Origin of the sequence: Cellulomonas sp. PhB150 (genome assembly GCF_003755175.1) — a bacterium.
GTDB lineage: Bacteria > Actinomycetota > Actinomycetes > Actinomycetales > Cellulomonadaceae > Cellulomonas.
In genome coordinates, this window is record NZ_RKHX01000006.1 from 1 (window position 1) to 15,423 (window position 15,423).

The 15,423-nt window shown below is 72.9% G+C and carries 15 protein-coding genes, 1 pseudogene and 1 riboswitch; of the genes and pseudogenes, 15 read left to right on the forward strand and 1 reads right to left on the reverse strand.

Annotated features, from left to right (window positions below; translation table 11 throughout):
* The 7 genes and pseudogenes from EDF34_RS16815 to EDF34_RS16845 all read left to right on the forward strand — a co-directional run.
* Nucleotides 1-203, forward strand: a pseudogene (locus tag EDF34_RS16815) (methyl-accepting chemotaxis protein); the annotation flags it as partial.
* Nucleotides 203-1,291: a chemotaxis-specific protein-glutamate methyltransferase CheB gene (cheB, locus tag EDF34_RS16820; RefSeq protein WP_123372678.1), complete on the forward strand. Its 1,089-nt coding sequence runs from the start codon at nucleotides 203-205 to the stop codon at nucleotides 1,289-1,291. The pseudogene EDF34_RS16815 and the gene cheB, both read left to right, overlap by 1 nt.
* Nucleotides 1,288-2,220, forward strand: a complete 933-nt coding sequence (locus tag EDF34_RS16825) for a protein-glutamate O-methyltransferase CheR (protein WP_123372679.1) — start codon at nucleotides 1,288-1,290, stop codon at nucleotides 2,218-2,220. The genes cheB and EDF34_RS16825 overlap by 4 nt, the downstream gene beginning before the upstream one ends.
* The gene (locus tag EDF34_RS16830; RefSeq protein ID WP_123372680.1) at nucleotides 2,217-2,600 is read left to right on the forward strand and encodes a response regulator; all 384 of its coding nucleotides are present in this window, start codon (nucleotides 2,217-2,219) and stop codon (nucleotides 2,598-2,600) included. The genes EDF34_RS16825 and EDF34_RS16830 overlap by 4 nt, the downstream gene beginning before the upstream one ends.
* Nucleotides 2,597-3,076: a chemotaxis protein CheX gene (locus EDF34_RS16835; RefSeq protein ID WP_123372681.1), complete on the forward strand. Its 480-nt coding sequence runs from the start codon at nucleotides 2,597-2,599 to the stop codon at nucleotides 3,074-3,076. The genes EDF34_RS16830 and EDF34_RS16835 overlap by 4 nt, the downstream gene beginning before the upstream one ends.
* Nucleotides 3,073-3,435, forward strand: coding sequence for a response regulator (locus tag EDF34_RS16840; protein WP_123372682.1), 363 nt, complete (start codon nucleotides 3,073-3,075; stop codon nucleotides 3,433-3,435). The genes EDF34_RS16835 and EDF34_RS16840 overlap by 4 nt, the downstream gene beginning before the upstream one ends.
* The gene (locus EDF34_RS16845) at nucleotides 3,432-3,914 is read left to right on the forward strand and encodes a hypothetical protein (protein WP_123372683.1); all 483 of its coding nucleotides are present in this window, start codon (nucleotides 3,432-3,434) and stop codon (nucleotides 3,912-3,914) included. Before EDF34_RS16840 ends, EDF34_RS16845 begins: the two co-directional genes overlap by 4 nt.
* Before the next feature lie 7 nt (nucleotides 3,915-3,921).
* Here the strand turns inward: EDF34_RS16845 and EDF34_RS16850 are convergent, their stop codons facing one another.
* The gene (locus EDF34_RS16850) at nucleotides 3,922-4,530 is read right to left on the reverse strand and encodes a low molecular weight phosphatase family protein (RefSeq protein ID WP_199737957.1); all 609 of its coding nucleotides are present in this window, start codon (nucleotides 4,528-4,530) and stop codon (nucleotides 3,922-3,924) included.
* 158 nt (nucleotides 4,531-4,688) lie between these two features.
* On the opposite strand from EDF34_RS16850, the gene EDF34_RS16855 reads away from it, so the two are divergent.
* From EDF34_RS16855 to EDF34_RS16890, 8 genes are all read left to right on the forward strand, one after another.
* Entirely contained in the window at nucleotides 4,689-6,158 is a 1,470-nt protein-coding gene (locus EDF34_RS16855; RefSeq protein WP_123372684.1) for an NCS2 family permease, read from the forward strand.
* A gap of 100 nt (nucleotides 6,159-6,258) precedes the next feature.
* On the forward strand, nucleotides 6,259-7,581 hold the full coding sequence (locus EDF34_RS16860) for a UDP-glucose/GDP-mannose dehydrogenase family protein (protein ID WP_123372685.1): 1,323 nt from the start codon (nucleotides 6,259-6,261) through the stop codon (nucleotides 7,579-7,581).
* Between the two features lie 219 nt (nucleotides 7,582-7,800).
* Entirely contained in the window at nucleotides 7,801-9,384 is a 1,584-nt protein-coding gene (locus tag EDF34_RS16865; protein WP_123372686.1) for an Ig-like domain repeat protein, read from the forward strand.
* A 96-nt stretch (nucleotides 9,385-9,480) separates the two neighbouring features.
* Entirely contained in the window at nucleotides 9,481-9,900 is a 420-nt protein-coding gene (locus EDF34_RS16870) for a MarR family winged helix-turn-helix transcriptional regulator (protein WP_123372687.1), read from the forward strand.
* Entirely contained in the window at nucleotides 9,897-11,219 is a 1,323-nt protein-coding gene (locus tag EDF34_RS16875) for an MFS transporter (protein ID WP_123372688.1), read from the forward strand. Before EDF34_RS16870 ends, EDF34_RS16875 begins: the two co-directional genes overlap by 4 nt.
* Nucleotides 11,220-11,288: 69 nt before the next feature.
* Entirely contained in the window at nucleotides 11,289-13,085 is a 1,797-nt protein-coding gene (locus tag EDF34_RS16880) for a DUF4012 domain-containing protein (RefSeq protein ID WP_123372689.1), read from the forward strand.
* Between the two features lie 122 nt (nucleotides 13,086-13,207).
* Nucleotides 13,208-14,011, forward strand: coding sequence for a peptidase (locus EDF34_RS16885; protein ID WP_233575453.1), 804 nt, complete (start codon nucleotides 13,208-13,210; stop codon nucleotides 14,009-14,011).
* Between the two features lie 190 nt (nucleotides 14,012-14,201).
* Nucleotides 14,202-14,903, forward strand: coding sequence for a metal-dependent transcriptional regulator (locus EDF34_RS16890; protein WP_123372690.1), 702 nt, complete (start codon nucleotides 14,202-14,204; stop codon nucleotides 14,901-14,903).
* Between the two features lie 314 nt (nucleotides 14,904-15,217).
* Nucleotides 15,218-15,420: riboswitch (cyclic di-AMP (ydaO/yuaA leader) on the forward strand.
* Nucleotides 15,421-15,423: the final 3 nt, after the last annotated feature.

Genomic DNA, 15,423 nt, shown 5'->3' on the forward strand with positions numbered 1-15,423 from the left:
AGCAGACGGCCACGACGAACGAGATGTCGCGTGGGGTGGCCGAGGCCGCGACCGGGTCGGGGGAGATCGCCACGAACATCACCGGCGTCGCCACGTCGGCCGGACGCTCGTCGGACGTGCTGCTCGGCGTCGGCGGGCAGGTCGACGAGCTCGCGGTCCTGTCCGGCGCGCTGCGCGACCGCGTCGCGGGGTTCCGGTTCTGATGGCTCCCATCCGCGTGCTCGTCGTCGACGACTCCGTGGTCGTGCGGCGCCTGGTCAGCGACGCGCTGGCCCAGGCCCCGGACGTCGAGGTCGTCGGCGTGGCCGCCAACGGCCGCCTCGCGCAGGCGAAGGTCGCCCAGCTGCGGCCCGACGCGGTGACGATGGACATCGAGATGCCCGAGATGAACGGCATCGAGGCGGTCCGCGCGCTGCGTGCGGCCGGGCACCGGATGCCGATCGTCATGTTCTCCACGCTCACCGAGCGGGGGGCAGCGGCGACGCTCGACGCGCTGGCGGCGGGCGCGACGGACTACGTGGCGAAGCCGTCGAACGTCGGCAGCGTGCAGGAGTCCATCGCGCGCGTGGCCGACGAGCTCGTGCCGAGGCTGCGCAGCCTGGTGCCGCTGCCCGGTGGCGTGCTGCCCGTCCGGGAGCGCACCGTGCGCACGGTCGCTGCTCCCGCACGCACCGTCGTGCCGCGCCCGGCACCCGCGGCGCACGCGATCCGGGCGGTCGTGCTCGGCTCGTCCACCGGCGGTCCCGAGGCGCTGTCGCGCGTGCTGTCGTCGCTGACCGCCCCGCTGCCGGTCCCGGTCCTCGTGGTCCAGCACATGCCGCCCGTGTTCACGCGGCAGCTCGCGGCCCGTCTCGACCGGCTCGGCCCGGCGACCGTCGTCGAGTCCGCGGGTGGGGAGACCCTCCAGCCCGGCCACGTCTACATCGCACCCGGCGACCGCCACCTCGAGGTGCGGCGCGCGGGCGCGGCGGTCCAGACCGTGCTCACCGACGGGCCGCCCGTGAACTTCTGCCGCCCGTCCGTCGACGTGCTGTTCCGCTCGGCCGTCCGCGAGATGGGCGGCGAGCTGCTCGCCGTCGTCCTGACCGGGATGGGCGCCGACGGGCGCGCCGGCTGCCAGGACGTGGTCGCCGCCGGCGGCACCGTCCTGGTCCAGGACGAGCCGACGAGCGTGGTGTGGGGGATGCCCGGCGCCGTCGCGCAGGCCGGGCTCGCCCACCAGATCGTGCCGGTCGCGGAGGTGGCCGGAGCCATCGAGCGACAGCTCGCACCGAGAGGAGTGCCGGCATGAGCATCAGTCCCGAGTCGTTCGCGTTCGTCGCCGACCTCGTCCGCCGCCGCAGCGCCATCCAGCTGACGCCCGGCAAGGAGTACCTGGTCGAGAGCCGCCTGCTCCCGCTCGCGCGGACCGCCGGCCTCGACCTCGACGCCTACGTGACGCGGCTGCGCACGGTCGGCGCCCCCGCCGACCAGGCCGCGGTCATCGAGGCGATGACCACCAACGAGACGTCGTGGTTCCGCGACGGCGCGCCCTACGCGGCGCTGCGCGGCACCGAGCTGCCGCGCCTCGTCGCCGCACGCGGCGGGACGGGCCGGCTGCGCGTCTGGTCGGCGGCCTGCTCGACCGGCCAGGAGCCCTACTCGATCGCGATGAGCCTGCTCGACGACCTCCCGGCGGCGATGACCAGCGAGATCATCGCGACCGACCTCTCGGAGCAGGTCCTGGAGCGGGCCCGCTCCGGCCGCTACTCCCAGCTCGAGGTCAACCGGGGCATGCCGGCGGCGATGCTCGTGCGGCACATGGTCCGCGCCGGCACGGAGTGGGAGCTGTCCGCAGCCGTCCGCCACCTGGTCAGCTTCCGCGCGCACAACCTGCTCGACGCCCCGCCGGCCGGGCCGTTCGACATCGTGTTCCTGCGCAACGTGCTCATCTACTTCGACCTGCCGACCAAGCGGGCGATCCTCGACCGCGTCCTGCGCGTGCTGCGGCCCGACGGCGTGCTCCTGCTCGGGGCGGCCGAGTCCACGCTCGGCGTCCACGAGGGCTACGAGCGCGTCACGGTCGAGCGCAGCTCGGTCTACCGGCCGCTCGCCGCCCGCGGGCTGCCCGCACCCGCAACGCTTCCGTCCCCGCGGCCGGCCGGCTTCGGCCATCCGTCCACCCCGTCCCCGCTGCCGGTCCCGGCGGCGCACGCACTGTCCCGAGGAGCAGCCCGATGAGAGCCCTGGTGATCGACGACTCGCGCACGATGCGGCGCATCGTCGCGGGCGCGCTGGAAGGGCTCGGCTTCGAGACCCTCCAGGCGGAGCACGGCCGCGACGCCCTCGACCAGCTCGAGGCCGGCGCGGAGATCGACCTCGCGTGCATCGACTGGAACATGCCGGTCATGGACGGCCTCGAGCTCGTCACGGCCGTCCGCGCGAACCCGGACTGGCGGCGCATCACCTTGATGATGGTGACCACCGAGGCCGAGCACTCCCAGATCGTGCGGGCCCTGGCGGCGGGCGCCCACGAGTACCTGATCAAGCCGTTCACCCCGGACGCCATCCGCGACAAGCTCGACCTGCTCGGGCTCGTCCCCGTCGAGGAGCTCGCATGACCGCCACCGTGGAGTACGACCAGATCCATGCCATCGCGCAGGAGGTGTTCGCCGCGATGGTCGACGGCGACCTCGGCCTGCTGCTGCCCTGGGACGGCGAGCTGCCCGACATCGTGGACGCGCTCGTCGCGTGGGTGGACCTGCACGGCGAGTGGTCCGGCCGCGCCGTCCTGGTGACCGGCAGCGACACCGCGCACGACCTCGCCCGCGTGCTCCTCGGGCTCGACGACGGCGAGGCCGTCTCGCGCGCCGACCTCGTGGACGCGTTCGGCGAGATCGCCAACGTCGTCGGCGGCAACCTCAAGTCCCTGCTGCCCACCCCCGGCACGCTCGGCCTGCCCCAGGTCGGCGACGTGCTGCCGCCCTTGGCCGGTGCCGCGCGCGTCCAGCACCTGCCGCTGTCCTGGCGCGGTCGCCTGCTCGTCGTCGACGTGTGGTTCACCGTGCCGACCGTCTCCCCGGAAGGAACGTCATGATCCGCGTCCTCGTGACCGACGACAGCCGCGTGATGCGCCAGATCGTCATCCGCACCCTGCGTCAGGCCGGCTACGACTGGGACGTCCGGGAGGCGTCCGACGGTGCCGAGGCGCTCGCCGCCATCCAGGCCGACGAGCCCGACGTGGTCCTGTCGGACTGGAACATGCCGAACATGACCGGCATCGAGCTGCTGCGCAGCCTGCGCGCCGCGGGCTACGAGACCCCGTTCGGGTTCGTCACGTCCGAGGGCTCCCCGGAGATGCGGTCGACCGCCGAGGAGGCGGGAGCGCTGTTCCTCATCGCCAAGCCGTTCACGGCCGACGGCTTCCGCGAGGTCATCGACCCGGTGCTGGCATGAGCGCGGAGACGCCGCTGCCCAGCGCGAAGGACGTCCGCGAGCTCGTCGAGGGCCTCGTCGGGCGGGACGTGACCGTCGCGACCGGTGGTGCGATGGTCGACCCCGCGCTCGGCGCCCTCACCGGCGTGTACGTGGACCGTCGCCTCGCGCTCGTCGCGCTCGTCGTCCTCGACGTGCCGCTCGCCGCCCACATCGGGGCGTCGCTCGGCCTGGTCCCCGCGCGGACGGCCGCAGAGGCAGCCGAGCTCGGCGAGCTCACGCCCGCGCTGTCCGAGAACGCGGGCGAGGTGCTCAACGTGATGGCCTCGCTGTTCAACGCGGAGAACGCCCCGCACGTGCGGCTCGACCGGGTCTACCAGCCGGGCGACCCGCTGCCCGCCGACGTCGCGACCTGGGTGCACGCGTACGTGCGCCGCACGGACCTCGACATGCAGGTCGCCGGGTACGGCGGGGGTGGGTTCTCGCTGCTGGTGGTGTAGCGGCCGTCTAGAGACGGACCGTGCCGACGATCGTCCGCACGGCCGGCTCGAGCTGCGCGAACGACGCCGCGTAGAGGGCCCCGCCGCCGCCGTAGGGGTCGACGACGTCGTCGTCGGCCGCCTGCTTGGGCCGGACCGAACCGCGCCGCGCCGTGGCGAGCGGGATGAGGGCCGCCAGCCGGTCGGCCGTCGTCGACCCCGCGCCGGGAAGGTCCGCGGACTCGACCGTCGCGGCCAGGCGCGCGAACTCGCGCAGCGTGAAGGTCCGTCGCACCGCGGAGGGCTGGAGCTCGACGACGGACGTGCGGTGGCGACGCGTCGCGGTGAGCACGACGTCGGCCGCTGCCACCAGCTCCGCCGTGAGCTGGCGTGCGGCGAAACCCGTGACCGCGCCGCCGTGCGCGCTGACCAGCGCCGCCATCTCGTCGGTCATCGCGGCCCCGACCACCGCGCCCGCGCCCGCCGAGGAGACCTCGATCGCGGGCGTCAGCCCGCCGCTGCCCTGGCCGCGGAACGTCGCGCCCAGGCCCGCCGCGAGCAGGCGCTCGACCGCGGGCGACCGGCAGATGTTGCCGGTGCACACGACGAGCACGCGCAAGGGAGCGGGAGGGGCCATGGGCGCCATTGTGCCGAGCGGCGCTGGGCGGTCGCGCTCCCACGAGGGATGAAACACGTTCGGGTCAGCACAGTCACCCGTCCGCGAGCCGCCGGTGTGGTGACTGACACCCGGACGCGGCTACACAGGTGAAACACCGACCTGCCACACTGCGCGCCATGGCCTCGACCTCGAAGGTGCCCCCCGCACCCCCGCGCGACGCGCGACCCACCAACCCCGTCGACCGGTACTTCAAGATCACCGAGCGCGGCTCGACGATCAGCACGGAGATCCGCGGCGGACTCGTCACGTTCTTCACGATGAGCTACATCATCGTGCTGAACCCGATCATCCTCGGCAGCGTCAAGGACGGCACGGGCCAGAACCTGGCCGACTTCTCGACGATCGCCGCCACCACGGCGCTGGTCGCCGGTGTGCTCACGATCCTCATGGGCGTCGTCGCGAACTTCCCGCTGGCGCTGGCCACAGGCCTCGGCCTGAACGCCGTCGTCGCGTTCTCGATCGCCGCCCTGCCTGGCATGACGTGGGCGGACGCCATGGGCATCGTGGTGCTCGAGGGACTCGTGATCCTCGTGCTCGTGCTCACCGGCTTCCGGCAGGCCGTGTTCAACGCGGTGCCGATCTCGATCAAGACGGCGATCAGCGTCGGCATCGGCCTGTTCATCGCGTTCATCGGCTTCGTGGACGCCGGCTTCGTGCGCATCCCGCCGGGCCTCGGCACCCCCGTCGAGCTCGGGCAGAACGGCTCGCTGTCCACGTGGCCCGTGTTCGTGTTCGTCGTCGGCCTCGTCGCGATGGTCATCCTCATGGTCAAGAAGGTCCGCGGCGCGATCCTCATCGCGATCGTCGGCACCACGATCCTCGCGATCATCGTCGAGGCGGTCGCGAACGTCGGCGGCGCGTCCGCGGACAACCCGGGCGGCTTCAAGCTCAACGTCCCGGCGATCCCCGACCAGGTCGTCGCAGCTCCCGACTTCTCCCTCCTGGGGCACTTCTCGCTCTTCGGCTCGATCGACAAGATCGGCATCGTCGCGGTCGTCCTGCTCGTCTTCTCGCTGCTGCTCGCCGACTTCTTCGACACGATGGGCACGATGGTCGCCGTCGGGTCCGAGGCCGGCCTGCTCGACGAGAAGGGCAACCCGCCGCGCTCGCAGCAGATCCTCGTCGTCGACTCGATCGCTGCTGCTGCCGGCGGCGCCGCGGGCGTCTCGAGCAACACGAGCTACATCGAGTCGGCGGCCGGCGTCGGCGATGGTGCGCGTACCGGTTTCGCCTCGGTGATCACGGGCATCGCGTTCCTCCTCGCCACCTTCCTGGCCCCGATCGTCGAGATCGTGCCGTCCGAGGCTGCCGCCCCCGCGCTCGTCGTCGTCGGCTTCCTCATGGTCACCCAGGTCACCGGGATCGACTGGAAGAGCTACGAGGTCGCGATCCCGGCGTTCTTCGCGATCGTCCTCATGCCGTTCACCTACTCGATCACCGCGGGCATCGGCGCGGGCGTGATCTTGTACGTGATCCTGCAGGTCGTCATCGGCAACGTCCGCAAGCTGCACCCGTTCATGTGGCTCATCGCGGTCCTGTTCGTCCTGTACTTCATCCGAGGCCCGCTCCAGACCTGGATCGGCTGACCTTTCACCCGAGGCCGGGACCGTCGACCCGACGGTCCCGGCCTCGGGCGTTCCCGCCGCCGATAGGCTCGCGGCGTCCCGATCGAGTGGAGGAACGGCCGTGCGGATCAGCGTCATCGGATGTGGCTACCTGGGTGCGGTGCACGCGGCCGCCATGGCCCAGCTCGGCCACGAGGTCGTCGGCGTCGACGTCGACGCCGCGAAGGTCGACGCCCTGCGAGCCGCCCGGGCCCCGTTCTTCGAGCCGGGCCTGCCCGAGCTGCTCGCGGAGACCTCGGCGACCGGCCGCCTGAGCTTCAGCACCGACATGTCGGCGGCCGCCGGCGCCAGGGTCCACTTCCTGTGCGTCGGCACGCCCCAGAAGCGGGGCGAGTTCCGCGCGGACCTCACCTACGTCGAGCAGGCGTTCGCCGAGCTGCTGCCGTACCTGCAGCCGGGCGACGTGGTGGTCGGCAAGTCGACCGTCCCGGTCGGGACCGCGGAGGACCTGGCCGCGCGGCTCGAGGGCACGGGCGTGAGCCTCGTGTGGAACCCGGAGTTCCTGCGCGAGGGCTTCGCGGTCAAGGACACGCTGCACCCGGACCGCCTCGTCTACGGCCTGGAGTCCGTCGACGGCGAGCCGACCGCGGACGGCGACCGGGCGCGCGCGTTGCTCGACGAGGTCTACGCGACGCCCCTGTCCGAGGGCATCCCGCTCGTCGTGACCGACTACGCGACCGCACAGCTCGTCAAGGTCGCCGCGAACTCGTTCCTGGCCACCAAGATCTCGTTCATCAACGCGATGGCCGAGCTGTGCGAGGCGACGGGGGCCGACGTCACGTCGCTCGCGGACGCCATCGGCTACGACGCGCGCATCGGCCGCCGCTTCCTCAACGCGGGCCTCGGGTTCGGCGGTGGCTGCCTGCCCAAGGACATCCGCGCGTTCATGGCCCGCGCCGGCGAGCTCGGCGTCAGCGACGCGCTCGGCTTCCTCAAGGAGGTCGACTCCGTGAACATGCGCCGCCGGGTCCGCGTCGTCGACCTGGCGCGCGAGGTGTGCGAGGGGTCCATCGTCGGCCGCCGGGTCGCCGTCCTGGGCGCCGCGTTCAAGCCCAACTCCGACGACGTGCGCGACTCGCCCGCGCTGTCCGTGGCTGCCCAGATGCAGCTGCAGGGCGCGACCGTCACGGTCACCGACCCCGAGGCGGTCGCGAACGCCGCCGCCAAGTGGCCCGACCTCCGCTTCGCCTCCACCGCCCTCGAGGCCGCGCGCGACGCCGACGTGGTGCTGCTGGCGACCGAGTGGGACGAGTACCGGACGATCGATCCCGACGCGCTGGGGGCCGTCGTCGCGCACAAGCGGATCCTCGACGGCCGCAACGTGCTGGACCCGCGCCAGTGGCGCGCGGCGGGCTGGACCTACCGCGCCCTCGGCCGCCCCTGACTCCCACCCGTCCGCACGCGCCCGCCCCACCGTGGGCGCCACATGGCGAGACGGGGACGGCGGTGCGGGTGAAATCGCTCGGTGCGAAGTCCGTGGGAATCGGTGGCAGTGGGACGGAACGCTTCGGCCGGACGGGTGAGGGCGGCCAAGGCCGTTGCCCCGGCCACCGATGCTCGCGCGTGCGGGGTCGATGCCTCGCGGCCCCGACCGGAGGAACACATGCACGCCACCACCACGCACCGCCGCGCGCTCGTCGCCACGGCGACGACCCTCGCGCTGTCCGCGACCGCCCTGCTCGGAGCCGTCGCCCCGGCGTCCGCCGCTGACCCGACCACGATCACGGGTCGCGTCACGTTCCCCGCGGGGCACACCGTGGTGTCCTACCAGGTCGTCGCGTTCGCCCCGGGTGCGCGCGGCATCGACTCCCACATCTCCGGCCAGGTCGGCAAGGACGGGACGTTCGAGCTCGACGGGCTCACGGCCGGCACGGGTTACCAGCTGATGTTCCTGGACTCCTCGGGGGAGATCGCGACGGGCTACTACAAGGCGGGCGCCACCGAGGTTCCGCTGCCGTCCAGCGCGACCCTGGTCAAGGGCGGCGCCACCGGGATCACGATCCCGACGGTCGCGGCGTCGACGGTCTCCCTCACGATCGTCGGGCCCGGCGATGGGGAGGAGCCCTCGTGGCGCGAGACGTTCGCCCCCGTCCTGGTCGACACGGAGCGCAACCGCCCGGCGGGCATCGTGGCGTCCAGCCCCGACGAGTCCGGCGCGTTCGTGATCGGTGGCGCGTTCCCGGGGGCCAGCTACCGGTTCGTGCTCCCGACGGCCGGACCTGACGACCTGAGCCTCGACGGCTACTACTACGCGGGCAACGGCTACGCGCTCGCGCCGAGCGCCGCAGCCGTCTCGATCAAGGCGGGGTCGACCGGCCTCAAGGCATTCGTCGCGGGCCCGTCCGGGACGACCCCGGCGGTCACGGGCACGGCCAAGGTCGCCTCGAAGCTGACCGCGGGTGCCGTGCCGTGGTCCTCGCCGAGCACCACGTCGTACCAGTGGCTGCGTGACGGTGCCGCGATCAGCGGGGCCACCTCGTCGGCGTACACGCTCGCGGCGGCGGACCTCGGCAAGAAGGTCAGCGTGCGTGCCGTCGCGCACCCCTCCAGCCCGACCCTCGGCGCAGTCGCGGTGACGTCCGCCGCCACCGCTCCGGTCGCCGCGGGCCCGTCGGCCGTGGTGAAGTCCGCTCCCCGGGTCTCCGGCACCGCCGCGGTCGGCAAGAAGCTCACGGCGTCGGCCGGTTCCTGGTCGCTCTCGGGCGTCTCGGCCAGCTACCAGTGGCTGCGCGGTGGCAAGCCCATCGCCGGCGCGACGAAGTCCTCGTACACGGTGACGACCAGCGACGTGGGCGCCAGGCTCTCGGTCCGCGTCACGGCCAAGGTGGCCGGCCGTGCGTCCTCGTCGGCGACGTCCTCGTCGACCGGGACGGTCGCGAAGGTCAGGCCGACCGTCGCCGCGAAGCTGTCGAAGAGCTCGGCGAAGCGCGGCTCGACGGTCAAGGTCACGGTCACCGTGAGGGCGACCGGCATCTCGAGGCCGACCGGCACGGTGACCGTCAAGGTCGGCACCAAGACCGTGAAGAAGACGGTGAAGGCGTCTGCCCAGGGCAAGGTCACGATCACCCTGCCGAAGCAGACGAGGAAGGCGACCTACAAGGTCACCGCGTCGTTCAGCCCGTCGGGCACGACGGCCAAGGTCGCGACGAAGGCCACGGCCAAGCCCGTCAAGCTCACCATCGCCTGACGTCTGACGAGAGCCCCGGGTGGACGGTCACCCGGGGCTCTCGTGCGCCCGGGCTCGGAATGTACTTACCAGAGGTAATGAGTTAGGGTAAGCAACATGCCGACCCCCTCTCTTGCCTCCGAGCTGCGCGTTGCCGTCGGGCGCGCCTCGCGACGGATCCGCGCCGAGCGCGGCGAGGCGGGCCTGCCGGACAACCAGTTCTCGGTGCTGCTGTGGATCGAGAAGCGCGGGCCGCTGACTCCCGGCCAGCTGGCCGAGCTCGAGCGCATCCAGCCGCCGTCGATGACCCGCACGGTCAACTGCCTGGCGGAGGACGGCCTCGTCAGCAAGGCGGCGCACCCCACCGACGGGCGCGCCGTGGTCGTGAGCCTCACCGCAGCGGGCAAGGCGGAGATCACCGAGACCCGTCGCCGCCGTGACACCTGGCTCGCCGTGCGCCTGGAGAACCTCACCGCCGACGAGCAGGCGCACCTGGCCGCCGCGACGGAGATCCTCCGGAGGCTTGCCGACTCGTGAGCACGTTCGACTCCCTCAAGTTCCGCAACTACCGGCTCTGGTTCGCCGGTGCCCTCGTCGCGAACATCGGCACGTGGATGCAGCGCGTCGCCCAGGACTGGCTGGTCCTGACGCAGCTGTCCGACGAGTCCGGCGTCGCCGTCGGCATCACGACCGCGCTGCAGTTCGCGCCGGTGCTGCTGCTGTCCCCGTACGCCGGGCTGCTCGCGGACCGCGTGGACCGGCGCAAGCTGCTCATGGCCACCCAGGTCGCGCAGGGCGTGCTGGCGGCCGGCCTCGGCGCCCTCGTGCTGCTCGGCAACGCCCAGCTCTGGCAGGTCTACGGCTTCGCGCTCATGCTCGGGTGCGTCGCGGCGGTCGACGGCCCCGTGCGCCAGACCTTCGTCGCGGAGCTCGTGCCCGCCGCGAAGCTGTCCAACGCCGTCGGCCTCAACAGCGCGTCGTTCAACGCGGCGCGCCTCATCGGCCCCGGCATCGCCGGCCTGGCCATCGCGGGCGTCGGCATCGGCTGGGTTTTCGTCATCAACGCGGCCACGTTCGCCGCGACGATCTTCTCGCTGACCCGGATGCGCACCTCCGAGCTGCGGCAGATGCCGAGCGCGCCGCGCTCCAAGGGGCAGATTCGCGAGGGCGTCGCCTACGTCCGGGGGCGCAGCGACATCCTCGTCATCATGGTCGTCGTCGGCGTCGTCTCGACGTTCGGCCTCAACTTCCAGCTCACCAGCGCCATGATGGCGCGCACCGAGTTCGGCAAGGGCGCGGGGGAGTACGGCATCCTCGGCTCGATCCTGGCGATCGGCTCGCTCACCGGCGCGCTGCTCGCCGCGCGGCGCGAGCGCCCCCGCGTGCGGCTCGTGATCGGCTCGGCGTTCGCATTCGGGATCGCGACGGGCGCGATGGCGCTCATGCCCACGTACACGTCCTACGCGCTGGCCGGCATCCCGGTCGGCCTCGCGTCGCTCACGATGATGACCGCCGCCAACTCGACCATCCAGATGAGCACCGACCCCGCGGTCCGCGGCCGTGTCATGGCGCTCTACATGATGGTGTTCCTCGGCGCGACGCCCATCGGGTCGCCCATCGTCGGGTGGATCGGCGAGCAGTTCGGGCCGCGCTGGGCCATCGGCATCGGGTCGATCACCGCGATCCTCGTGTCGCTCGGTGCGGCGCTGTGGGCCCGCCGGGCGTGGGGGCTGCGCGTGCGCTACCACCTGCACGCGCCGCACCTCGACGTCGCGTACCTGCCCGAGCGGCGGCGCGAGGCGCAGGTCGCCCGCGTGGGTGCGGCGGACGTGGCCGACGAGGTCACCGCCGCCTGATCGCTGGCGGCCGGGTGAATCCCGGCCAGGACGGACGGTCCGTGATGTCCGGTATGTGACGATCGACCCGTGAGCGCACAGGTCGAGGGCCCGACGAGCGAGGCGCCGACGACGGACGAACCTCGCCGCCCCCGCGGCCGGGCCGGCCGCCGGTTCGCGCTGGTCGTGGTGATCGTCGTCGTCCTGCTCCTCGCGGTGGCCGGCTGGGTGGCGTTCCGCGCCGTGCAGGCGACGGGCGCCCTGATGGACGCGCGGGCGGTGGTCGGCTCGGTCGAGTCCGGCGTCGACGCGCGCGACGCCGACGCGTTGGACGCCGCGCTGCCCGCGGCCCAGGACGCGACGGCCCGGGCCCGCAGGGCCTCGTCGGACCCCGTGTGGAAGGTCGTCGAGCACGTCCCCTGGGTGGGTGACCAGCTCCGTGCGGTCAGCACCGTCTCGGCGGCGCTCGACGACGTCACGCAGCAGGCGCTGCCCGCGGTGCAGGACGTCGGCGACCTCGTGCAGGGCAGTGCCCTGCGGAGGGACGACGGGTCGATCGACGTCGCGGCGCTCGCCGCGGCCGCCCCGACGCTTTCGGCGGCGTCCGACGTCGCGACGGCCGCGCACACGCAGGTCGCCGGGATCGACACCGAAGCGCTCGTCGGGCCGCTCGCCGGGCCGGTGCAGGACGCCGAGGACGGGCTCGCGACCGTGGCGGGGCTGCTGGCGGGCGTCGACCGGGCCGCGGCGCTCGTCCCGCCCATGCTGGGCGCCGACGGGCCGCGCACCTACCTCGTGCTCGCGCTCAACTCCGCCGAGCTGCGCAGCGCGGGGGGCATCGTCGGCAGCATCCTCGAGGTCAAGGCCGACGACGGCCACCTGAGCCTGGGCCGCCAGGTGAGCACCGCGGACCTGCCCGGGCTCGACGCGTCCGTCCTGCCGCTCACGGACGCGGAGAAGACGCTGTACGGCGACCGCCTGGGCCGGTGGATCCAGAACGCCGTGGCGACGCCGGACTTCCCGCGTGCCGCGGAGCTGATCACCGCGCGCTGGAAGGCGGACGTGCACGGCACGGTCGACGGCGTCGTGGCGACGGACCCCGTGGCCGTCCAGGCCGTGCTCGGCGCGCTCGGTCCCGTGCAGGCGGCGGACGGCAGCACGCTCGAGGCGGACTCGATCCTGCAGCTGCTGCTGCGCGACACCTACCGCGACGCCAAGAACGGTGCGGCCGCCGACCGGGTGTTCTCCTCGGTGGCAGGCAGCATCTTCGGGGCGCTGACCGGGGGAGCCGGCACGTCGCAGGGCCTCGTCGACGCGATCTCGACCGCCTCGGGGGAGGGGCGCTTCCGGCTGTGGTCCGCGCACGAGAAGGAGCAGTCCGTCCTGGGCGCCACGGAGCTGGGCAGCGCGTTCCTCTCGGGCGACCACCCGGACGCCGTCGGCGTGTTCCTCAACGACGCGACCGAGGCCAAGCTCGACTACTACCTGACGTCCGACGTCACCGTGAGGTGCTCGCCCGACGACGCGACGGCCGCGGTGACCGTCACGCTCACCTACGACCCGCCCAAGGACGTCACGTCCCTGCCGCGGTACGTGGTCGGCGCGCGGCCCGGAGCCGTCCCGGCGGGCTCGCTGGCGACGGGCGTGGTGTTCTACGCGCCGGTCGGGGCGCCGCTCGACGCCGTCACGCAGGAGGGCGTGCTCGTCGCGGGCGACGCCGCCGACGAGGCGGGCCGCAGGGCGCTCGTCGCGACGTCCGTCCTGGCCCCCGGCGCGAGCACGAGCTACGAGATGACCGTCCCGGTGCACGCCGGAGCGGTCGAGGTGTGGACCACGCCGACCGTCCGCGCGACGGGTTACGTCCGGGCGTCCTGCGCGACTGGGTGAATTCAGCCCTTCGGGTGGCCGATTGTCCGAAATCACCCGATCCGCCGCTATTGTTGCGGCTTGCGCGGGGTGAGGATTGCCACGAACCACCGCAATCCGACCACCCTCAGGGGGAGAACGTCATGGCCAGAATCGCCAAAGTCGGCCTCGCGGCACTCGCCGCGCTGGCCCTGATGCTGCTGGCGCCTGGGCAGGCCATGGCGAGCGGCGCCGTCCGCGCCGCGGACCCGACGCCGTCGCAGTCCGCCGCGGCCCCCACGCCCAGCCCGACCGTCTACGGCTGCCTCGTCGGCGAGGACGAGTACGGCACCAAGCTGCCGTGCGAGCTGCGCGTCGAGGTGCTCACGCCGATCTGCGACAACGAGGTCCCCAAGCTCCGGTACAAGGTCGTCGCCGTCGGCTCGCCCAACACGAAGGTCAAGATCACCTGGGTCAACCCGAGCGGCCCCGACGTGGTCCAGGCCGACCTGCCCCTGGAGGGCACCGTGCTGTGGCCCGGCGCCGTGCAGGACGCGAGCGGCCGCGGCATCGACTGGCCCGGCTGGCGCCTGGAGAACGGCGTGTGGGTCGAGGGCGACGAGTTCGACTGGGTCCGCCCCAGCGTCTCGGTGCTGTTCCAGGTCAACCCGGAGATGACGGTCAGCGTCGCGTACCCGCCGTCGAGCCCGCAGTGCCTGACGAACCCGCCGTCGTCCACGCCGAGCCCCACGCCGACGACGCCCGACACCGAGGTGCTCGTGGACAACCCGACGCCGAACCCGTCGACCCCCGACACCGAGGTCCTGGTGGACAACCCGCTCCCGCCCGAGGTGGCAGCGACCGGCTCGAACGTCGCTCCCCTCCTGATCGGCGCCGGCATCCTCGTCGGCGGCGGCCTCCTCGTGGTCCTGCTGGTCAACCGGCAGCGCCGCAGCACCCAGGGCTGAGCCTGAGCCCGACCGACGCCCGTCCGTCCGCACCCGCGGACCGGCGGGCGTCGGCGCGCCAGGTCCGCCCCCAGGTGCGGGCTGGAGCAACTACCCTGGGCCCACGTGCACGCGCCAGGGCTCTGCCCGCGCGCGACCCCTTGTGACGGGCACAGGGACGGGCACGGGTGACACGACGCGGAGGCCAGCGGTGAGCGACCTGATCGACACGACCGAGATGTACCTGAAGACGATCTACGAGCTCACCGAAGAAGGCATCACCCCGCTGCGCGCGCGCATCGCCGAGCGCCTCGGCCACTCGGGGCCCACGGTCTCCCAGACGGTGGCGCGCATGGAGCGCGACGGTCTCGTCGTCGTCTCCGGCGACCGGCACCTCGAGCTCACCGAGGTGGGCCACGGCAAGGCCGTGCGCGTCATGCGCAAGCACCGCCTCGCGGAGCGGCTGCTCACCGACGTCGTCGGGCTCGAGTGGCCCTACGTCCACGAGGAGGCCTGCCGCTGGGAGCACGTGATGAGCGAGCGCGTCGAGAAGCGCCTCGCCGCGCTCCTGGACCACCCGCACTTCGACCCCTACGGCAACCCGATCCCGGGGCTGGGCGAGATCGGCGAGGAGGTGACGCGGGTCGGGTTCCTCGACGGCGTCGCGTCCGTGCTGACGCTGCTCGACGGGGGAGGCCTGGCCGACGGCCGCGCGACGGTGGCCCGGATCGCCGAGCCGCTGCAGGTCGACGTCGAGCTGCTGACCCGCCTCGCCGAGGCGGGCGTGGTCCCGAACGCGGAGGTCACCGTCGAGCGCGGCGTGGGCATCGTGACGGTCGGCGCCCCGGGTGCGACGACGGTCCTGGACCTGCCCGACGACGTGGCGCGGCACATCTTCGTCACCACGCGCTGAGACCGGCTCACGAACCCCCCGCGGCCCGTCGGTCGTGGGGGGTTCGGCCGTCCCGGGGAGGGTCGCACGGCCCCGCTCGTCGTGGGGATCGTCCCGGCGTGTCCGAATCGTGACGAGCCTGCTCGCATCACCCGGCTGGGTGAACCCGGGGAGATGCCTGTGCCACGGCCCTGACCTGCACCGATGCGCGGGCGGCCGCGGGCTCTCGGACGAATGTTCAGATCCTCGCCATTTTCTCGTGATCGGAACGTGACATGTCGCTGGGTGTCAGGTACGTTCATCCTGCTTCTAGGAACCCCTCCTCCAAGAAGCCCTCGAGCGGAACGCCAAACCCTGCCGCCGCCACGAGGTCCGTACGAACCGCCGGCAGGGGCGGGGGACCCAATTGTGGGCACCGGATGTCTCGGTGTCCTTGGGGTGAAGCCCCGACGAACGACCTCCGGGTCGGCCGTCGAGGCCGGGTGTTTCTCCCACCCGAACCCGACAGCTCACCTCGTAGGCGTAACGGAGAGGCACTCGC